Genomic DNA, 21,000 nt, shown 5'->3' on the forward strand with positions numbered 1-21,000 from the left:
CGCGAAGAGGCCGGTACAGCCGCGTCGCGAACAAGCGAAGCGTCGCCCGGTTCGCTCTACGGCCTTCGGCCAGAATCAAAAGCGACTTGTGTATCACGCTGAGTGCTACGCATGGGCACGAGAGTCGTCTGTGAAAGCTACAACTTGTGCAGGAAATTCAGTACCAGTTTATTGCCTTCGGTACGGTTCTCCGCGCCCTGTTCGAAGTAGCTGTTGACCGACAGCACGTTTTCTTTGCTGAACGCATACAGAAACCCCGGGCCGATGGCCCAGACTTTTTCCTTGCGGCCGCTGACGTCGTGGCCATCTACCTGAGTGTCGGTGAATTGCTTGAGCCAGTAACCGTTCAATCCCAGTGACAGTTGCTCGGTCACGGCATATTGCAGGGTCAGGTTGGCATGCAATGCCTGACCCGCCTGGGTGTCGGAGACGTTTCCGAAACCTGCCTGCGGGTCGTCGTTCTTGCCGTTCCACAAATACATGAAACGCCCGCTGGCCGACCATTTTGGCGAAAACCAGTACGTCGCAGCGTAGTACGGGTTGAAGGACCAGAAATGACTGCCAGGGTTGATCGAACGATTACGGTTGTAGGCACCCACCGGAACGGAGATATCCGCTTCGATGCGCTGAGTCAGCAACGGGCTGCCGTCAGCGCGAGTCAGGGTCGGCAGTTGCAGAAACGGCCCGATGACCACATCGCCAAAACCGGCTCGCGAGCTCAGCACCGTGTTGTCCAGCCCATCGTCCACATCGACATGGGCCAGTGACGTGTTGATCGCGGTAATCCCCGGCATCGCGCCGTTGGCCAGTGGCTGGCCGACATAAATGATCTGCGTCGTCATCGCCAGAACATCGACGTCCTGTTTGGGAAGTTGCAGCTTATTGCCGTTGACGTCGTTGAAACGGTCGGCCCTGGAAGCGATGAGGTACTCCTCCAGATACCAGCCCGGCCCCGCCGGGGCTGGCGACCCGTCGTAGAAACTGGTACTGCCCAGGTTCAGGCCAGGCAAATCATAGGCAAACGCGGTCGATGACAAGGCAACCAGTGAAGTGGTCGCAACGGTACGCAAGATAGACTTCTGCATCTTGTGATTCCTGTACTTATTGTTGTTATTTTCAAGCGCCCGGACGTCGCGACCGCGCCGTCAGGGTTGCAGCCTGCAAGGCCGTTACACGTAAGACGCTGCCAGCCCCCCGTCCACTGGCAGGTTGACGCCGTTGACCCAGCGCGACGCGTCGGAACAGAGAAACGCGATCACCGCCGCCACTTCATCGGCCAATGCCGGGCGCTTCATGTGCAGGCTGTCGCGGGCGACCCGTTCTTCACCGACCATGCTCACAAAATCGTCCAGAATCGGCGTGAACACCGGCCCCGGCGCGACGCAGTTGACCCGAACCGCTTGCTCGCGAAACCACTCCTGCGACTGCTGAAAACTCCAGACAATCAATGCTTCCTTGAAATACTGGTAACAACTGTCCTGCGCGACCGGATTGGCCGCCAGCCACTTCTGCCCTTCGCTGTAGCTCTCAGTGGCCGCCAGCGCCTTGTGCAACTCCAGACGCTCGGCCCATTGCGAACCCAGTATCGACGAGACATTGACGATGCTGCCGCCCGGCGCCATGCGCGGCAGCAGACGCTGGGTCAGATGCCGCAAGCCGAGGTAGTTGATCTCGGCCACCGCCTTGACCGGCGCGGTGCCGGGCACGCCGGCAATGTTGCACAGCCCGTCGATCTGCCGGGGCAGACGCTCGACCAGCGCATTGATGCTGTCCGGGTCGCCCAGGTCGGCCTGAAAAAAGCCGTCCACGGTGAGTTGCGGTTCATGTCGGTCGATGCCAATGACTCTGGCGCCCTGGAAGCGAGCCAGGCGCGCCACCTCCGCGCCGATGCCGGATGACACGCCAGTGATGATCAGTGTTTTGCTGTTCAGGTTCATAATCGCGCGCTCTTATTGTTGTTTTGAATCACGTCTTGCCTAAAAACAGAAACTGCCGTGAAGCTCAGAAGGGATAGGTCGGGGCCTTTTGCTTGACCGTCACCCACTGCCATTGACTGTACTCATCCCAGTCCGAAGGGCTGCCCGCGCTGCCGCCGTTGCCCGATGCACCCCGGCCGCCGAACGAATTGACACATTCATCCGCCACGGTCTGGTCATTGATGTGCAACATGCCGCACCTGAGCCGGTCGCCAATCGCCATCGCTCGTCCTACATCAGGCGAAATGACGGCGGCCGCCAGGCCGTATTCCGAGCGATTGGCCAGTTCGATGGCTTGCTCATCGGTGGCGAAGCTCGCCACGACAGCCACCGGCCCGAATATTTCCTCTTCGAACGCACGCATGCCGGGCTTCACACCGCTGAGCACGGTCGGCCGGTAGAACAGGCCGTCGTATTCGCCACCGGTTTCCAGTTGAGCACCTGCGTGAAGGCTTTCGCTGACCACCTGGTGGACGTGCTGTAACTGCCGCTCGTTGATCAGCGGGCCCAACGCCGCTTCACCACGCGCCGCATTGCCCACCGTCAGCGCCCGGGCCTTGTCCGCCAGCTTGCGGGTCAGGCTGGCAGCGATCGACTCGTGAACCAGAATCAGCCCGGTTGCCATGCAGATCTGCCCCTGATGCAGCCAGGCACCGAACGCAGCATTGCTGGCGGCCAGATCCAGGTCAGCGTCTTCGAGGATAATCAGTGGATTCTTGCCGCCCAGTTCCAGCGAGACCTTTTTCAGATTGCGCCCGGCCGCTTCGGCGACTTTACGTCCTGCGGCCGTCGAGCCCGTGAATGTGATCATGCGCACGTTGGTATCGCGACACAGCGCCTCGCCTGCGTCCGCCCCGCCCGGCAGAACGTGCAGCAAGCCCTTGGGCAGGCCCGCCTCCTCGAACAACCGGGCGATCAGAAACCCGCCACTGACAGGGGTCTGCGGGTCAGGTTTGAGTACCACGGCATTGCCAGCGGCCAGCGCCGGGGCGACCGAACGCAGGGACAGCACCAGCGGAAAATTGAACGGCGAGATGACCCCGACGACGCCATGCGCAACTCGACGCGCATAGGACAGACGCCCTGCCGCACTAGGCAGCATCAGGCCGTGACCATGCGCCTGCGAGAGCATGCCCGCCGCCTGGCGCAGCAGCACGATGCATTCGTTCACTTCATGCTGCCCCTTGTGCAGGCTGCCGCCCGTTTCGCGGGCAACGTACAGCGACAATTCATCGTACGCACACACCGCATGATCGGCCGCGAGAAGAAAGATTTCGGCTTTTTCGCGCGGCCCCATGGCCGCCCAAGCTGGCTGGGCAAGCGCGGCTTCGCGGCAGGCAACCGCAATATCGGCTGCGTCCGCCATGGCAGTGTTCATCAGCAATTGGCCGGTTGCCGGTTCGATGACCGGCAAGCGTGGCGCGGAAGAAGGAATCCAGCCGCCATTGAAGACGCATTCGGCTTCAATCGCGCGTTGCAAAAGAGGGGTGGCATCAAACGCTGACATGTTCAGACTCCGGCTTTTATGGTTGTAATCGCCTGCACTCCATTCGACTGGACAGCACGCGCCGTACTTGTTCCACAGCAAAGCCTGTGCCGGGATTGCCACGACGTTGTCATATTAGCGCTGAGCCGCTCTAGCAAAGGGCCTTGCGACCATTAAACCTTTTTTAAAAACTAAAAAGATAACCAGGCCGGCTCCCCGGACTTGCTCATTTGATCAGCTCGTGATTAATAACCCGCAAGCCACATGATCATTTGAATACTATCGCCGGTCCGAGGTCAGAGCATGAACACTCCTCACTGCCAACTTCCCGATCACAGCGTTGCCACTGAGCACTTCTCGCCGCGCGGCGACAGCACACAGCCGGGCGCCAGCGGATCGCCAACCGCCGAAGAGCTGACCGGCTGCCTGTTTTTCTCGCCCGAAGACGGCCGCATCTGGCTTAACGATCAGCGCATGCTGCTGCTCCACAGCTCGTCGTTCGGCAACCTGCGCCGCGAGATCATCGAACGTCTTGGCCGGGAGCAGGCACGCGGAATGTTCACCCGCGCGGGTTACCTGTCCGGTGCGCGGGATGCCCGACTGATTCGTGAGCGCTGGCCACTGGCCGATGCCACCTCGGCGTTTCGCGCCGGTACTCACTTGCACACCCTTGAAGGCATGACCAAGGTTGAACCGCTGCATTTCAAGTTCGATGCAGAATCCGGCTTCTACGAAGGGGAATTTCTCTGGCATCACTCCTGTGAAGCGGATGAGCATGTCGCGGCTTATGGCATCGCACAGGACCCGGTGTGCTGGACCGAAATCGGTTATGCCATCGGCTTCGTCAGCGGCCTGTTCGGGCAGATGGTAATTTTTCGGGAGGTCGAGTGCCGTGGCATGGGCCACGCGACCTGCCGGGTGGTCGGCAAGACCGCAGAGCAATGGGGCGATGTGGAGCGCGACCTGAGTTATCTGAACGTCGTAAACGCGGCCAGCCCTGCTCCGCCAGGCCAGCTGGCAAGCGCACCTGATGAAGCGGGCTCCGCGACCGCGACCGATCACACGCTGATTGGTGCCAGCGCCGCATTCACTGCGGCCACCCAGGCCCTTCAGCGCGTGGCGACGACACCTGCAACGGTGCTGATCAGCGGCGAGTCCGGTGTGGGCAAGGAAATGTTCGCTCGCCAGTTGCATCAGCTCAGTCGTCAGCAAAAAGGCCCTTTTATCGCGCTCAACTGCGCGGCCATCCCGGACAACCTGATCGAGGCGGAGCTGTTCGGCGTCGAGCGCGGCGCCTACACCGGCGCCACCCACTCAAGACCCGGACGCTTCGAGCGCGCCAATGGCGGCACGCTGTTCCTGGATGAAATCACCTCCCTCAGTCTGGCCGGGCAAAGCAAGCTGCTGCGCGCCCTGCAAGAACGCGAGATCGAGCGCGTCGGCGGGGGGCACGGCATAAAGGTCAATGTCCGGGTGGTGGCGGCGACCAACGTTGATCTGCGCAAGGCCGTGGCCAGCGGTGATTTTCGTGAAGACCTGTTCTACCGGTTGAATGTCTACCCGATCGCCCTGCCCCCGTTGCGCGAGCGCCGTGATGACATTCCATTGCTGATCAGTGCATTTCTCAAAAGGTTTTGTCAGGAATACGGCAGAACCCCGGCCGGCTTGACCATGCGCGCCTTGAAAACGCTGGTGCGCTATGACTTCGCCGGTAACGTGCGAGAACTGCAGAATTTGATCGAGCGTGGTTTGATCGCCAGCGATGAAGGCCAGGCTATTGATCTGGTGCATATTTTCCGCAATGAATCGCTGCCAGTGGATTCGTACTCGCTGAATCACGCTGGCGCACTTTCGCAGACGTCCGAGGCAGGCACAGGGGCTGATACAGGGGTTGATACAACGGCAACGACCAGCGAGAGATTACTGGATACGCTGCATGAGCCGCAGAACGCATTCTCCATCGAGGATCTGGAAAGACGCTTGATCGATGAAGCCCTGCAAAAAAGCGAGGGCAACCTGGCGGCTGCCTCTCGCTTGTTGGGGCTGAGTCGCGCCCAGTTTGCCTATCGCCTGAAAAAGCACCGGTTCAAGACAGCCTGAACGACAACAGGCAGTGCGCAGCCGGAAAGCTGCGCAAACCGGCTTAGATGGGCAGAGTACTGACCACGCGCAGCGCCAGACCTTCGTAGGCATCGAGGGTGATGGTGAACTCGCCCTGCTCGGTCAGATCCCCCTCAACACGTTCGTTGATGATGTCGACCACCGGGCCGGGCGCAATGCCAGGCAGGTTAAGGGTCTCGACAATGGTTTCGGCACTGAAGTTGAGCGCCGTGATCTGCGTGCCCTTGCCAGCCGGCAATTCATGGACCATGACCAGCAGGCCCGGATGCTCGACGTCCGGAATCAGAATCTGACGGCTCGCGGCGATGTCATAGGCACGACGCACCGCGAGGATCTTCTTCAGTTGCGAGGCGAACGAATCAGGCCGTTTCAGCTGGCTGACGAGGCTGCCATACAGCGACCTCGGACGCGGCATGTTGCCCGCAGAGAACTCGGCTTCCGGGTCCAGATCGACCAGGTCGTAGGCACCGCGGTGAACCCAGCGGGTATCGCCGTCCTGCATCAAATGCTCGACCTGCTCGGCCGGCAGCGTCAAGGCACCCACCATGTCCCAGCCAGACAAGGCAAACACGCCCGGCTGCATGGCGTTGTACATGACCAGCAACAAATGGATGTGCTGGATCTGCTGGATATCTGCGTCGGTGATGTCGTCCAGATCGCGGATGCCCAGCGCGGCGGTGATGATACTGGCTGTGGTGCAGGATACGCCGTTGGTGACGAACTTGAGGTTGTACGGCGCGTGTTCGCCCGACAGCTTCTCGTACATCTCTTCGCGAATGTGCTCGCGCAAGATGTTGCCCGGGAACGTCTGCCCCTGGTAGTGGAAGGTGTCGTGGGCGTGCAGTGTCCAGAAATGCACCAGCTCCAGCGTCAACTCGTCATGGTTCTGCAAGGCGTGGATCAGCGAGGCCGGATCAATGCCATACGCATGAACCTGACGCAGCATCAAGCGCAGGAACTCGGTGGTGCCGGTCAGCAGCGCGTGCTGATAGGCCGGGCGAGTAATAAAGTCGTAGGACAGGTCAGCGCCGCCGTTGCCCATTGAAGCGATGTCGTCGATGGTCAGGTTCAGCTCCTGGAAGCTGAAACCGCCCGCCTTGCGAATCGCGCCAGCCAACAGCTGGTTGCCGGTGATCGACAACGGGTGGCTCTCCGACCAGGCGGTGCCTTCGGCGCGGCGCTCGACACCCAGAAAACCGTTGGCATCCAGACGTAGCACGCGAGCGCCCATGACGTCGATCGCGTGCAGCGCATCACCGATGATCATCTGCTGCGCGGCGAAGCTCGGGTCCAGCCAGTTCAGCGAAGGCTGGCCGTCCTTGAAGTAATGCAGGTAGACCCAACGCCGTGCTTTGCCGTCGACGCCCTGCACTACATCCGTGGCGCTCCAGTCGGTTTCCTTGACGCCCGGTTCGAAGAAGATCACCCGTTGCAACTGACCAACGATGTAATGCTTGTCGCGCAACTGATCGACCACATCGGGCATCAGGTTGACCGCGTCACGGCCTGCCGGAACGTCGGGCAGCAGTTGCCAGTCTTCCTCGCGGATTTCGACCATGTGAAACAGGCCGGGGTAATCTTCGTAAGCCAGTTCGGCAAGCCGGAAGTCAGCGCCTTTGCCAGTGTGCGAAGGGATGATGTCATCGATGATCACCGCGTTGTGCGCGGCCGCGATGCGCGTCAGGCTCAACAATTGCGCTTCGGTACCCAGATCCGGGTCGATGCCGAAGCTGATGCGGTCGAAGTTGCCGTCGATACTCGGCGTGCGAGTGCGGCCCTGCAGCCCGCCGGAGAGCTTGAGCGGACCGTTATGAATGCCTTGAATGCCGATTTCCGACAGCGCATGCCACAAGGTTTCGTCACCCAGCGCTTCCAGTACCGAGCCACCCTCACGGGTGACGATCGACGCCGGGTAGGCGGTGAACCAGACCGAAGCGATAGCGGAAGCGTCTCGCGGACGGGCCAGAGCGAACGGACGCTGCCAGAGCCTGCCCTGCCCCGAATAAGTCTTGGCGCGCTGCCTGGCGGCGTTAAGCATCGATTGCTCGACCAGCCACTCCACGTACTGCTTGTCCGGTATCGTCATAGCGTTCAGTCTTCCTCTTGAATCGGCGACCTGAAACGCTCCGCTGGCGGAGCGTTCTGAATGTTTTACCTATGGGTAAGAGCTCTTTGCACCGAAAACGTTGCATCAGTGTCGAGCGCAACCGCTATCAATAGCGCTGAACAGGCATGCCGGGCGGTTTCTTCAGCGCTTGAATCACTGCATTGGCAGCATTGGAAAGCAGCGAGGTCGGGCGCGCCACGATGCTGATCTGACGCGTGACCGGCAATGGCAACGCGATCTGCTGGACGTCGCCGGCCTGAGCGCTCAACAGCGCACTGGGCAGAATCGAGATGCAATGCCGTTTGGCAACCAGATCCAGCAGGGTTTCCAGACAACTGAGTTCGCCCCGATGAACAAGCCGCACCTGTGCTGCAGCCAGTTGCTGGTGCAGGCGCTCGACGCCCGGATGCCGCCAGGCCACATAACGCGCATTCTGCACCCGCTCGACAAAGCTGCGCTGTGCAGCCTGTTCGTTGCGTGCAGCGACCAGTACGTAATGATCCGACCATTGATGATGTTCCAGATAATGTTCGCCCACGACAGTCGCCGGAAGGATCACGATATCGGCGATATCCTTCCTTAACGCGTCGAGTGACGGATTCTGCTCGCTGCTGTGCAGCACATTCAGATGGATATCAGGATAGTGACGGGCCAGAAAATCCAGTGATGCCGGCAGGCTGGTCTCGCGAATATGCGTGTGGTAGTGAATGGTTACACTACCACTGACCCCATTTTTTTTAGTTGTTCCAGCGTTGCCATAACGTTGCCGAGCGTCTGGGTGATGACTTTTCCCTCGGGAGTCAGGGTGCAGCCAGTGCGGCTGCGGATGAACAGCCGTTTTTCGAAAAAATCCTCGACCTCCTTGATCGCATAACTGATGTTCGACTGGCTGCACCCCAGAATGGCCGCAGCCTCGGAAAACGAACCGTGCTGCGCGACGGTTTGAACGACTTTGAAGAAGTGGGTTTTCATGTGTCCTGCACTCTGGTTTTGCAAAGATTGGGGGCGGCCTGCCGCTGGATGGGAAAGTGATCGGGGAATGTGATCGGGAATGCAGGAATCCCTGGCTGACAAGCCAGACTGCCGGCTTCAAGGCAGTCGGCAGAGACGTCTCAGACTGGGGTGGTGCATAGGCAGGTCTTCCCGAAACGGGCTTCGCTATGCACGTTTCGGGCACATGCCGTCATCCGTGATATCCAGGGCAAGACGAATGTCTTCGAGCCGCTGTGAACATCGGCCCCGACGCTGTCCCTTACCACCAGGGAAGTTGCAGCGGGGAACGCAAATGAATCAGTCGTTTTCGGTCCAGTCGAAATCCATTTGCAGCGCAGTGCGCTCGGCCAGAGCACGGCTGTGCAAGCGCTCGACCAGATGCAGGCTCATGTCGATACCGGCGGAAATACCGGCCGATGTCACGAATGCACCCTCGTCTACCCAGCGCAACGTGCTGAGCACGTCCACCGAGGGGAACATTTCCTTGAGGTCGTCGATGTCTTCCCAATGCGTAGTGACCTGCTTGCCGGCCAGCTTGCCGGTCTTGGCCAGCATGAAGGCTCCAGTGCAGACCGCCGCGACCACACGCCCCGGTACTGACTGATCGCTGATCCAGCGAATGACGTCGGCTTTTTCCAGCTCGGCATTGACCACCCCGCCCGGCACGATCAGGCAGTCGATGGGAGGGTGATCACTGATGGAAAAATCCGGGTCGACTTTCAACCCTGCACGCGCGCGCACCGGCGTGATGCTGCGGCCAATGGTGAACACGTTGAACAGCGCCCGGTCATCGCGGCTGTTGCGCGCGTGCATGCGGGTTGCGGTGGTGAATACTTCGTAGGGGCCAGCGAAGTCGAGGACTTCGACGTCGTCGTAGACGTAGATACCGATATTGAGTGGCACGAGTTGGCTCCAGGGTCTGCTTGCCAGACCGCTTGCATGTTAATGTTTCACCTGGATTGCAGGTTACGCAGTAGCATCGAGGCAAACTACTGGCTGAAATGCCAATATCCGGTAACATCGCGCCATGAAAAATCATCTCGTCGTCGCCCTGATCTATAACCAGCTCTGCACCTTCGAATTTGGCTGCACGGTTGAGGTATTTGCCCTCAAACGACCCGAACTCGGGGTCAGCTGGTATGAGTTTGCGACCTACCCGGTCGACGACGGGCCGATCGCCGCGGCGGGCGGCATCACCATCGTGCCGACGCCGGGCGAAGTGCTGCTGGAAAATGCCGACACCATCATCGTGCCGGGCTGGCGCGGCGTTGAATCAGCGGTCCCACAGCGCTTGATCGAACAGCTTCAGGCTGCGCACGCACGGGGCGCGAGGATCTGTTCGATCTGCACCGGCGCCTTTGTGCTGGCGGCGGCCGGTCTGCTTGACGGGCACAAGGTCACCACCCACTGGCGTTACACCGATCTGCTGGCCAGCATGTATCCGGGCCTGACCATCCAGCCCAACGAGTTGTATGTGGATCAAGGCACGATTGTCACCGCTGCCGGCTCGGCAGCCGGGCTGGACATGATGCTGCACCTGGTGCGCAACGATCACGGGGCGCGTGTCGCCAACATGGTGGCGCAGCGCATGGTGATCCCGCCCCATCGCGAAGGCGGACAGTCGCAGTACGCCTCCCGGCAACTGGTGACCGCCAGCGACGGGCCGATTTCCAATTTGATGGACTGGATTCGCAGTGACCTGAAGCGGCCGCATACCATCAAGGACATGGCTTCGCGTGCAGCACTCAGTACCCGCACCCTACACCGCAGCTTCATGGAAAGCACCGGTCTGACACCCATCGACTGGCTGCTTGGCGAGCGCGTGGCCTACGCCAAGGAGCTGCTTGAATCCTCGAAACTGCGCCTCAACGAGGTGGTCGACCGGGCGGGTTTCGGTTCCGAAGAGTCGTTCCGCCGCCATTTCCGCAATCTGGTGGGAATCAGTCCGAGCAGTTACCGCAAGCAGTTTGCTCGGGTCTGAGATACAGCGCGTCGACCATGGCGTCGGCAAACTCGCCCCACGCGCCCGCTACGGCGGTGTTGGTGATGGCGACCAGGCTGATGGCCGACACCGGATCAACCCAATAATGACTGCCATACAGGCCGCACCATGACCAGGTGCCCGCGCCCTGCGGCTGCCCGGCGGCCAGCGGATCGCTCAGAATCATCGGCCCCAGGCCGAATTTCCAGCCCGGCCCACGGTTCTCGACAATCTTCTGGTCCATCGTGTTGCCCAGCAGTTGCCGGGTACTGGCAGGGTTCAGCAACGGCGCACCGCCCAGACGAAGACACTCCAGCACGCGAAGATAGTCATCCGCCGTGCCCAGCATGCCCGCCCCGCCCGACTCATAAGCCGTCGTGTCAAACGCGCGAGCCGAGGACAGCCGTGCCCATCCGCTGTCGAGCCTCAATACCTCGTTGTCGCCGATACGCTGCGGCCCGCGAGCGCCATCCTGGTAGGCAACGGCCAGCGGTTGACCCGGCCCATGACGGAATGAAGTCCTGCTCATGCTTAAAGGCTCAGTGACCCATCGGGCGACGGCGTCGGACAAGGGCATGCCGCAGGCCTGTTCGATCACCGCGCCCAGCACGTCGGTGGCCAGCGAATACCCCCACGCGCTGCCGGGCTCGAACAGCAATGGCAAGCGCGCCAGTCGCGCCAGGTTTTCGTGCAGGTCAAACGCTACACAATCCAGTCCGTCCGAGACGCCAGCCTGTTGATAGGCATTGCCGGGCGCTTGCTCGAAACCGTAGCTCAGGCCGGAGGTGTGCGACAGCAAATGCCGCAGGGTAATGACCGGCTCACGGCCATCTGCCAACCGTGGTCGAAAGGCTGGCAGCCAGTCAGTCAGCGCAGCGTCAAGACGCAGGACTCCCAGCTCGCACAGGCGCATCACCACGATGGACGTCAGCAGTTTAGTCAGTGACGCCAGGCGAAAGCGCGTGTTGCGGCAGACCGGAATCTGCCGCTCCCGATCAGCCCAGCCGCTGGCGCAGGCGTAACGCAACTCACCGTCCTGGGCCAGCAGCACAACCCCCCCGACGATCCGGCCCTGATCAATGAACCTCTGCCAGACCTGCGCCAGGCGCTGCACGGCGCTTTCATCGAGTTGCTGCATGCTTCAGCAACCATGAACCGCACGGCTGAAAATCTGCGCGTACTCTGCCGCCGAATGGCGAATCGGGTTGGTGTGCGAACAGCCATCGGCAAACGCCATCTTTCCAACCCGCTCCGTATCGCGATCATCAATACCGATGGCGGCCAGCGTGTGCGGAATGCCGATCTGCTCACGGAGGTCCAGCACCCACGCCATTACGCCTTTGAAACCCGGCTCGGGCAACCGCAGGTAAACCGCCAGATCCTCCATCTGGGTCAGCAGCGCCGAGCTGTTGGCGTGCAGCACATAAGGCAGCAGGATCGCGTTCAACAAACCATGGTGCTGGTCATATAGCGCGCCGAGACTCTGTGCAATCGCGTGGACGCCGCCCAGGCCACGCTGAAACGCGGCGGCGCCCAGGCTTGAGGCCACCAACATCTGCTGACGCGCCTCCAGATCCTGCCCGTCGGCAACCACGCGGGGCAGATACTGCTTGATCATCTGCATGCCCTTGACCGAGACCGCTTCGGCCATCGGGTGCCAGACCGGTGAGCACCAGGCCTCCATGCAGTGGGTCAACGCGTCGGCACCGGTGGCGGCAGTCAAATGCATCGGCAGGTCCAGCGTCAGCGTGGCGTCCAGAATCGCAATGCGCGGCATCATGCGGATGTGCAGGATCGTGCGTTTGACCTGTGCCAGCTCATCGGTGATGACCGACGCCCTGCCCACTTCCGAGCCAGTCCCGGCCGTGGTCGGCAAAGCGATGACCGGCGCGATGCCTTGCGGGTCGGCGCGCAGGTGATTCTGGCCGATGTCCTCGAAATCCCAGAGCGGGCGGGTCTGGCCGGACATCAGCGCCACGGCCTTGGCTGCGTCCAGCGCCGAGCCGCCGCCGAATGCAATGACGCCGTCGTAACCACCGGCGCGATAAGCCTCCAGCCCTTCGGCAACATTGCTGCCGGTAGGGTTGCCCTTGACCCGGTCGAACAGCCCGCAGTGGCCCAATTGGCTACGGCAGTCCTCCACGGCGGAGGCGATCATGGCGGTACTGCCGAGAAAGCGGTCGGTGATCAATAACGGCCGCTTGATGCCTGTCACCCGACAGGCGTCAGCCAGCTCTGAGACGCGCCCTGCGCCGGCCCGGATTGAAGTCGGATAGTGCCAATCGTTGCTGTGCATTGAGGTATTCCCTTGAAAATCGAGTCAGTCAGCGCTTCAGTGAAAGAAACCAGCGGGCAGCAGACCGATCAGCAGACGCAGGCCGAACGCGATCATGAAAAGCCCGGTGACAATGTCGATGGCTTTTTTCATGCGCTGATAGCGAACCTGCACGGCAGGAATCGAAAACAGCGTGGCCAGCAACACGAACCATGAGATGGCCAGCACCGCGATGATCGATACCCCTGCCGTGCGCACCCAAATCGGCATGCCCGGCGTGGTGACGGTGGTGAAGACGCTGGTGTAAAACGCCAGCGCCTTGGGGTTGGTCAGGTTGGTGAACAGGCCGAAGCGATAGGCGCGCCCGAGGCTGCCGATGCCCAGCGCGCCGATGTCCCTCGGCTTGGGCTGGCTGCCTGCGCTGCGCAGGCTTTTGCTGCCGAGCCAGGTCAGATAGGCACCGCCGAGCAATTGCAGGGCCGGTTGCAGCCAGGGCAACTGCTGAAAGATAAGCCCCAGCCCGGTGGCGGCCAGCAACGCCCAGAGAATGCTTCCCGAGGCCACGCCCAGCCCGGCGCAGATTCCCTGCTGCCGGGACTGGCTGAATGACAGCTGGGTGATGACCAGAAAATTCGGCCCGGGACTGATGATCAGCACAATGAACGCGCCAGCCAGCGCCGTCAGTAATGTCAGTTCGTACATAGGTAATTCCTTTTTTATGAATGAGTTAAAGCACTTCTTTAAATGAGTGCGTGAAGTCTTCTGCTACGTGAGCTGCCAGCATTTCGAGGCATGACTCGACTGCCCGCCGCGCCTCGAGCAGCGCGTGGCAGGTGGGGTCTGGCGTAGGCACGTAATGGTTGTAAAACGTGCAGCCTTCGACGGCCGGGCCCAGCACCCAGAGCCTTGGCTGCGGCGAACCGTGACGACCAAGCGCACGGCCAGCCCGATCGGTTTCGATCCCGTCGGCGGGCCAGGCATGTGCGGCGCGGATCAGCCCTTGCTCCAGCAAATCGCCAATCAGGCCGTGCGCATTAATCGACACGCCGCTGTGAGCAACCCGCGCCGTTATGACGCTGTCGACAAGCGGCCTTGACTGCTGTGCAGCGTCCACCGGCGGCAATACCGTCACTACACCCGCCGTGATTAACGCGAGCAGGTCTTCATGGCGCTCCTTTTGTGGCCCGCCGACCAGACGGTTCGACAGCCCGGCCCACGTGCTGTAGAAATCCAGGGTCGACGTCTCGGTCAGCCCGTTGCGTTCGGCGACCAGACGCAGCACATCGCGGTAATCGCGCCAGACTTCCAGGGCCAGCCGGATCGGACTCTGTGCAGTGCCCAGCCGACTCAACGCCAGATCGCGCTCGATCCACGCGATAAACCAGGCGGCATAGGCCGCTGCTGACCCGGACCAGCGCTCGGTCGCCAGCCACTCATCCGGGTCGAAGTCACCCCACTGCTCGGCCAGCCTTGCAAACAACGCAGGCCTCGACGTCGCTTCACGCAGCAGTTGCTGAACTGACTGCACATGCCGGGGCGCTTCAATACGGGCTTTGGCCTGATAGAACACCGCGCGCATTTCATCCTTGATCAGCGGCAGCACGTCGCGCCGGAAATCCAGTTGCCCGGCAGGCCTTTGCTGGCGCAAGCCGTTGATGGCCTCTGCGGTAAGGAATAGCCGTGGCAGCGCCGCCTGACTGTCGGGGTGCCCGTGTGGCCGGGCGTGAAACGGCAGCCCCGAACGCGAATACAGAAACACCTGGGGCTCGCGTCCAGACGGCAGGTATCGCCAGCCGGCAAAACCACCATCGCGCACGTATCGCCCGCCACGACCCTGGGTAAGGCTGGCCAGCGTGTCCATGGCGGTCAGCCCGAGCCCTTCGATCGCAACCGTTTCGCCGATCACCTGCTGTTCTGCGGGTTCTACAGCGTGCCCGCTGGTCAGGAACACAGCGTCAACAGACATCTGGCGCTGCTGGCTGCGCAGCCTGAAACCGTTCGCGTCGGGCAGCAAGCGGCAGGCGGTCACCTGCTCGGCGTAATGGCGCACCCGCACGTGTGCCGGGCACTGTTGCAGCAGGAAGCGGTAACTGTCCTGCAAGTAGCGACCCAACAAGCGACGCGGCACGAAATCCCCGAACCCGACAGGCCTGCCCTGACCGTCGATGCAGACGTGGCCACGCTCATCCAGACGAACGCCACGCGCGCTGCACCACTGCAGAAAGGTCCAGCCCGCTGGCTCACAGGCAGGAAACGCGGAGGAAAACGCTGACAGTTGGCCCGCCATGGTATTGAGCATCAGGTAATCCGGCTGCTGCGCATGATGCAAGCCACTGCCCGGCAGCTGCGGATCGAACACTTCGATATGCAGTGGCTGCTGACCGGCGTGACGGCTCATGCCGATCAACTGCTCCAGAATGCTCAGCCCTCGTGACCCCATGCCGATGATCGCAACGGTATGCGTATGCATGGCCATCACCAGCGGCTCGATTCAAAGAAGAATCGCGGCACAGGCACTGCACTGCCCTCGGCCAGCGCCTGCTGATACAGCCGCTGCCCCACTGCGAGGTCCAGCACGCCGAGGCCAAACGGCGAGAAGATCGAGGCTCGATCCGGGGCCAGCTCTACCTGCCCGGCCATCAGCTGCGCCAGCGTGCCGGTGATGAACGAGCGGTCCCGGTACTGCTGAACGGCCAGATCAGGGGACGTCTGCGCCTTGAGGCAGTGCTCGACGTCATCCAGGATGTTGTTGGCCTGAGCAATCACCTCCGGCCCGAGATCACGCAGGGAAATATTCAGCAGCAATTGCCCCGGCCGGAAGATCGGCTCCAGTACATAAGGGCTGGGCGCAGTGGTGGCGAACACCACCACGTCGGCTTGCAGGCAGTCGTGTAAATCAGCCGCCTCGCTGCGCAGTTGATGGCAACCGGCAGCATGTTTGATCAGGGCCAGCATCGAATCTTCGTGCTGATCGAAGACGCTGACCGTGTCCATGCTCCAGCCGTCGCTGACGAACATGTCGAGGATGGTCCGGGCAATGAACCCGGCACCCACGAAGGCCATTCGCCCGACATGACGCTGTTGCCGATTCATCCAGCGCGCGCCCAGTACGGCTGACGCTGCTGTACGCATGGCGCTGATTCGCGAGGCTTCCAGGCAAGCGAAGGCATAGCCGGTCAGAGGATCATTGAGAATCAACACCGCAGACGCACGTTGCAGACCACTCTCGACATTGCCCGGAAAACTGGAGATCCACTTGATGCCACTGACTGGCTGATCCCCCGTCAGGCTGGCCGGCAGCGCGATGATGCGATTGGCCGGTGCTTCGGGAAAGCGCAGAAAATAGCTGTCAGGGTTGATCGTGCGACCGGCTTCGTGGTCCAGATAAGCCGTCTGCACGTCGTCGATACAGGCCAGAGGATCAGCGGCCAGCAGGCGCGCAACCACTTCCCCATCGACCACATGAAACGGTGCACGCTTCAAGCGCTCGGCAGCCAGCCAAACGGTCCATGACGAAAAATCCGGTGGCAACGAGCTTGCTCGCGAAGGCGTCATGCCTGAACCACCGCTTTCGCGAGCAAGCTCGCTCCCACAAAGGGCTGGGGCTGCGGGTGGCACTGAGAGGTCTGCCAGGGTCATGTTCAGCACGTCGCGCCCGAAACGCTGCTCGACCCAATGATCGTCGTACAGCGTATCCAGATAGCGCTCGCCCCAATCCGGCGATAACGCCACCACCACCGCACCCGGCTCGATACGCTCGCGCCAGGCATGCACGGCTGCAATCACTGTTGCGGTCGAGCCGCCGACCAGCAGGCCTTTGCTGCGCGCCAGAATGCGGCACATGGCGACGGTATGCGCTTCCGGGACCATTTCCAGCGCATGAATGCCGTCTGAGTTGAAGATCGGCGGGCGCTGGCTGGTGCCCAGCCCCGGGATGAAACGTCGACTGGCCGGCGCGCCAAACGTCACCGAACCGACGCTGTCCACAGCAATGATCCGGGTGGTCGGATGATGACGCTGAAAATGCTGAATGCAGCCCATCAGCGTGCCGGTGGTGCCCGCCCCCACAAAAAGGTAATCCACATGACCGAAATGCCGACTGATCGAACTCGCCGTAGTCCGCGCATGGGCGCGCGGATTGGCAGCGTTTTCATATTGATTGAGCCAGACGTAACGCGGATCACCGGCCACCTTGTGGCGAATCAGCTCAATGCGTGTGCCCAGAAAACCGCCGTTGGCATCCGGGGTTTCCACCTGAATGACCTCGGCCCCGTAACTGCGCATCATGCGGATGTTGTGGCTGGAACTGTTGGGATCGACCACGCAGGTAAACGCAATGCCGCGCTCGGCGCAGATCATCGCCAGCGCTACGCCGAGATTGCCTGACGACGACTCGATCAGAATCGTCTCGGGCCCCAGCAGACCGCGCGCCTGCACGTCATTGATCAAGCCGACAGCCGTCTTGAGTTTGATGGAGCCCGCCGGGTTGAGCGACTCCATTTTCAGGAAAAAGTCGAGCCCCAGGCCGGTGACTTTCAAAAAGGCCTGATCGTGAACGATTTCGCAGAGGCTTTGGTATTCGGAAGCTGTGTGCATAAGGGTCACTTCCACTGTGCCAGCAAGGGTGCATCGGCTACCGGTTCGACGGCCTGGCCGAGGGCATTGGCAATACGTTCGGCACGCAGCGCCATCAACGAGAACGACTGGCTGTCGCTGATCCCGTGGCTGCGCTCGGAGAGGCCATTGACCCAGATATTCACGTCGCACTCGCCCTCGGTTGCGACGCGGTAATCGCGATCGATCAGCAAGCCGCCGTCCATCCCGGTTTTCAGCCACGGCTGTAATCCACTCAGCAGCGGCGGCAAAAGGTGTTGCTGGTATCCAGTGCCGAGTACCAGCGCATCGACTTCGAGTACCTGATTACGTTGGCTGAAAGTGTCGGTCAGCACGATCCGATAGCCGTCGGCGGTTTGCTCGATGCCGCTGATCACGCTGTAGGCGTAGGTCTGCAAGCGTTTGCGACCGGCGATGGCGTCCTCGTAGATCAGCGAAAACAGCTTCTGGCTTTCATCCGGGTCGATACCGGCGTAGTTAGTCGAACGGCTCCAGTCGAGGAAGCGCTGGCGTGCCGCAGGGTCCAGGCTGTGGAAGTAATCGACATGATCCGGAGCGAACACCCGGTTGGGAAACTGGCCCAGTTGCGTGAGTTTGAAACCGGCAGAACGATGCACTGAATGCACTTCAATGTCGGAGCGACGGCTGACCAGCTCCAGCACCGACTCGCTGGCGCTTTGCCCTGAGCCGAGCACCAGCCAGCGCTGAGGCAGTTGTTCGCCCAACGCTTGCAGGCGGGTCAGAAACTGCGAGGTATGAAACAGCCGCGGGCCAAGCAAGGCCCGAAACGGCTCAGGGATATACGGCGCGCTACCACTGGACAACACCAGATTGCGCGCGGTGAAGCTGGCGTCCGGCGTGCGAACCCGTACTTCGTGCAAGCGGCCGTTGCGGATCACCGGGTCAATGTCGGAGACCGGTGCGTTGAATCGCGTCTGGCTGTCCACCTGCCTGGACACCCAGTTCAGGTAATCCGACCATTCATGACGACTGGCCGGACGGCCCAGCAGGCCGAAATCGAACATCCGTCCTTTATCTTTGAGGTACATGGCGAAGGAAAAACGGCTGCGCGGATTGCGTGGCGTCACCAGGTCACGAAAGACATGGTGATTAATGTCTGTTCCGGCCAGCAGCAGCTCGCGGTGCCATTGGCTGTCGGGAGCGGCTTCCAGATAACGCAGGGAGAGTCTGGCCAGCGGGTCATTCGCTTCCCGTGCGTCCTCGAACGCACAGGCCAGCGCAATCCCGGCGGGGCCGAACCCGATACAGATGGCGTCCGAATGAAAAGAATGTGGTGTCGAGTTGCCCATGTGGTTCCGGTCCTTAGAAGTGTTTTGAAACGTTGAGTATTCAGTCGGTAGCGGCGCTCAGCCCGGCAGGCCCGAGCTTCCAGAGGCGGGCCGAAGCGGTTCGGCATTCGCCCTGATCGAAACTGACCGTGCCCATCGGCGTGCTGAAGGTGCTGTGATGAAGCGCGTTCAGCAGTGCCTGTCCACGCTCGGTGCTACTGGCCAGAATGGCCAGTACGTGGAGCATCAGCAGGCTTTCGCGGAAGTAGGTGTGCGGTTCAGCGGCGAACAGCGCCCGGTGCCATGCACTTGCCGGGCAGTGGTGACTGTCAGGCGTGTCGAAACCGATGACGTAGGTGTTGCGGTCGTGGGCCGGGGCACAGCCTAAATGCGGCGACGCGGCGTCGTCGGTCAGCACCAGCGGCCGAACGCTGCCGGCCTGGCGGCGTGCCTGCCAGTGCTCGCGACTGGCATTGAGACGTCCGGCAAATACCTCCACATCAGCGCTGTCCCGGTCGCTGACGCGCTTCAGGCCTGCTGCGGCGAGCGCTTCACCAATCGCTGCAGCCAGTGCCTGACCGTGTGCGCTGCCATCGGCATCAACCTGCACAGACCTCCACCGTCGAGCCGCCAGCCAGCGCACCAGATCGCCCGCCAATTGGCGGTCCGAGGGGCAGAAACGAAAGACATTGCGATGTTCCTGGGTCAACCGGTCGATGGTGGCCGCCGGCGTCAGCAGCGCAATACCGGCCTGCTCATAGCGCGGCGCAGCACCGATGGACGCGTCGGATGAAAAGTGACCGATCCCCAGATCGGCCTGCCAGTCGATCATGTGCTGCGCCACCTCGGCGCCACGCGCAGCGTCGGCACCGTCGTCGATAAAGTGCCACTGCACCTGTGCCAGTTCCGGTATGCAATTACGCGCCACCGCCAGTGCGCGCATGAAGGTCCGTGCATGCGGCGTTGCGGCGGGGTCGAACAGCGCGCTGACGCCGACGCGTAGCCCTGTTGTCATGGGCATGAACGGCAACATCACGGCTGCACGCTCTCACGCTGCGGCGACAGCGCTGACCAACCGGAACAGGCCCCCTGACTGCCACGCAACCGGCCAAGCAGCTGGTCGCAGGCAATCTGTGCGATGCCGGGCGCAAACTTGAACCCCAGCCCGGACATGCCCGCAGCCAGATAAACCGGACTCTGCTCATCGCAGAAGCCCAACAACGGACGGCCATCGACGCTGTAGCTGTCGAAACCCGGCAACACATCCAGCACCCGTGCATTTGTTGCTGAACCGCACAGCTGGTTGATGCGCTTGCAGGCATCTTCGGCATGCCGCGCATCGGGCTGTGCCAGGTCCTCCGGCCACAAAGCGCTGTCGCGCAGCCCGCAGCCGGTCTGCACGATGTTGCGGGTCAGCGGTATGGCATAGCTCTGGGCGACGGCATCAATGATCGGCATCGACCAATCGCTGTCAGTCAACACGCGTGCCAGCGGGATCGAACGCACGTCCAGCTCCGCCTGCGGCACCAGATGCCCGCTCCAGGCCCCCGCCGCGACCACCACGGCCCTACAGCGCAGTGTCGCGTCACCCAATTCGATGTCCACCCGGTCGCTTGCGCGGCGCTCGATTGCCTTGATGTCGCGGTGTTCCAACAACAAACCTTGCTGGCGCACCTCTTGGCACAGCGCCGCGACGGCCAGCCGCACATTACCGACGCACGCGTTCGGCTCGAACAGGTTGACTCTTGCTTCGTCTGCGCACTGCGGGTAGCGGCCGCCGTTGAGTTCGTGACTGGCCAGCAGACGCATCGGATAACGCGCGCTGGCGTGCTGTTCAATGGCGTTGCACAGCGTTTCCAACTGATCGGCAGCGGCACGGTAAATGACCCCGGTGCGCCGCAATGCGCTGGCGTAGGTGGTGGCGAAGACGCCCTCGTGCATCCGGTCGATGGACAAGGCGGCCAGCTCCATCAACAGCGGATCGGTGTCGTACAGCCGCACCAGCCCGCCGGAATAGCTGCTGGCCCCCAGGCTTGCGGCAGAGCCCTTGTCGACAAGCGCCACCGACACACCCGCGCTGCACAGTTTCGCCGCGATGCTGGCACCGGTTATCCCGGCGCCAATCACCGCAATCTCATAATCGAGGAACATGATGGTG

At 61.6% G+C, this 21,000-nt stretch carries 17 protein-coding genes; 2 read left to right on the forward strand and 15 right to left on the reverse strand.

Annotation, left to right across the window (positions count from 1 at the left end; translation table 11 throughout):
- Window positions 1-137: 137 nt before the first annotated feature.
- From I9H07_RS12105 to I9H07_RS12115, 3 genes are all read right to left on the reverse strand, one after another.
- Window positions 138-1,085, reverse strand: coding sequence for a SphA family protein (locus I9H07_RS12105; RefSeq protein ID WP_024674172.1), 948 nt, complete (start codon window positions 1,083-1,085; stop codon window positions 138-140).
- Between the two features lie 84 nt (window positions 1,086-1,169).
- A complete protein-coding gene (locus I9H07_RS12110) occupies window positions 1,170-1,937 on the reverse strand; it encodes a coniferyl-alcohol dehydrogenase (RefSeq protein ID WP_236425659.1) in 768 nt (255 codons plus the stop codon).
- 64 nt (window positions 1,938-2,001) lie between these two features.
- Window positions 2,002-3,483: a benzaldehyde dehydrogenase gene (locus tag I9H07_RS12115; RefSeq protein ID WP_024674170.1), complete on the reverse strand. Its 1,482-nt coding sequence runs from the start codon at window positions 3,481-3,483 to the stop codon at window positions 2,002-2,004.
- A gap of 282 nt (window positions 3,484-3,765) precedes the next feature.
- Between I9H07_RS12115 and I9H07_RS12120 the strand changes: the two genes are divergently transcribed.
- Entirely contained in the window at window positions 3,766-5,562 is a 1,797-nt protein-coding gene (locus tag I9H07_RS12120; protein WP_236425189.1) for a sigma-54-dependent Fis family transcriptional regulator, read from the forward strand.
- A gap of 43 nt (window positions 5,563-5,605) precedes the next feature.
- On the opposite strand, the gene treS is transcribed toward I9H07_RS12120, so the two are convergent.
- The 4 genes from treS to I9H07_RS12140 all read right to left on the reverse strand — a co-directional run bounded on the left by treS (window position 5,606) and on the right by I9H07_RS12140 (window position 9,586).
- A complete protein-coding gene (gene treS, locus I9H07_RS12125; RefSeq protein WP_024674168.1) occupies window positions 5,606-7,669 on the reverse strand; it encodes a maltose alpha-D-glucosyltransferase in 2,064 nt (687 codons plus the stop codon).
- 127 nt (window positions 7,670-7,796) lie between these two features.
- Window positions 7,797-8,366: a LysR family transcriptional regulator substrate-binding protein gene (locus I9H07_RS12130; protein WP_235591725.1), complete on the reverse strand. Its 570-nt coding sequence runs from the start codon at window positions 8,364-8,366 to the stop codon at window positions 7,797-7,799.
- 35 nt (window positions 8,367-8,401) lie between these two features.
- Window positions 8,402-8,662: a helix-turn-helix domain-containing protein gene (locus I9H07_RS12135; protein ID WP_024674166.1), complete on the reverse strand. Its 261-nt coding sequence runs from the start codon at window positions 8,660-8,662 to the stop codon at window positions 8,402-8,404.
- Between the two features lie 318 nt (window positions 8,663-8,980).
- Entirely contained in the window at window positions 8,981-9,586 is a 606-nt protein-coding gene (locus I9H07_RS12140; protein ID WP_236425190.1) for a DJ-1/PfpI family protein, read from the reverse strand.
- Between the two features lie 124 nt (window positions 9,587-9,710).
- Here I9H07_RS12140 and ftrA point away from each other — a divergent pair, with 124 nt between their 5' ends.
- Window positions 9,711-10,664 (forward strand): transcriptional regulator FtrA, encoded by a 954-nt coding sequence (gene ftrA / locus I9H07_RS12145; RefSeq protein ID WP_236533953.1) that lies wholly within the window; start codon window positions 9,711-9,713, stop codon window positions 10,662-10,664.
- On the opposite strand, the gene I9H07_RS12150 is transcribed toward ftrA, so the two are convergent.
- Genes I9H07_RS12150 through I9H07_RS12185 form a run of 8 tightly spaced genes read right to left on the reverse strand, consistent with a single transcriptional unit; the run spans window position 10,624 to window position 20,993 of the window.
- Window positions 10,624-11,802: a serine hydrolase domain-containing protein gene (locus tag I9H07_RS12150; RefSeq protein WP_236425191.1), complete on the reverse strand. Its 1,179-nt coding sequence runs from the start codon at window positions 11,800-11,802 to the stop codon at window positions 10,624-10,626. The two genes, ftrA and I9H07_RS12150, sit on opposite strands and share 41 nt — an antisense overlap.
- A gap of 3 nt (window positions 11,803-11,805) precedes the next feature.
- Window positions 11,806-12,960 (reverse strand): iron-containing alcohol dehydrogenase, encoded by a 1,155-nt coding sequence (locus I9H07_RS12155; RefSeq protein ID WP_236425192.1) that lies wholly within the window; start codon window positions 12,958-12,960, stop codon window positions 11,806-11,808.
- A 36-nt stretch (window positions 12,961-12,996) separates the two neighbouring features.
- Window positions 12,997-13,641, reverse strand: coding sequence for a LysE family transporter (locus I9H07_RS12160; RefSeq protein ID WP_236425193.1), 645 nt, complete (start codon window positions 13,639-13,641; stop codon window positions 12,997-12,999).
- 25 nt (window positions 13,642-13,666) lie between these two features.
- The gene (locus I9H07_RS12165; protein WP_236425194.1) at window positions 13,667-15,415 is read right to left on the reverse strand and encodes an FAD/NAD(P)-binding protein; all 1,749 of its coding nucleotides are present in this window, start codon (window positions 15,413-15,415) and stop codon (window positions 13,667-13,669) included.
- Complete coding sequence (gene sbnB / locus I9H07_RS12170) at window positions 15,415-17,535, reverse strand: 2,3-diaminopropionate biosynthesis protein SbnB (RefSeq protein WP_236425195.1); 2,121 nt, start codon at window positions 17,533-17,535, stop codon at window positions 15,415-15,417. The genes I9H07_RS12165 and sbnB overlap by 1 nt, the downstream gene beginning before the upstream one ends.
- A gap of 5 nt (window positions 17,536-17,540) precedes the next feature.
- Window positions 17,541-18,863 carry a lysine N(6)-hydroxylase/L-ornithine N(5)-oxygenase family protein gene (locus I9H07_RS12175; protein WP_236425196.1) on the reverse strand — a complete coding sequence of 441 codons (1,323 nt, stop codon included), beginning with the start codon at window positions 18,861-18,863 and terminating at the stop codon, window positions 17,541-17,543.
- Between the two features lie 40 nt (window positions 18,864-18,903).
- Entirely contained in the window at window positions 18,904-19,863 is a 960-nt protein-coding gene (locus tag I9H07_RS12180) for an ABC transporter substrate-binding protein (RefSeq protein WP_248957209.1), read from the reverse strand.
- Between the two features lie 11 nt (window positions 19,864-19,874).
- Window positions 19,875-20,993: an NAD(P)/FAD-dependent oxidoreductase gene (locus I9H07_RS12185; protein ID WP_236425198.1), complete on the reverse strand. Its 1,119-nt coding sequence runs from the start codon at window positions 20,991-20,993 to the stop codon at window positions 19,875-19,877.
- Window positions 20,994-21,000 lie beyond the last annotated feature (7 nt).

The organism is Pseudomonas syringae, from assembly GCF_023278085.1.
In the GTDB taxonomy this organism is placed as follows: Bacteria; Pseudomonadota; Gammaproteobacteria; order Pseudomonadales; family Pseudomonadaceae; genus Aquipseudomonas; species Aquipseudomonas syringae_Q.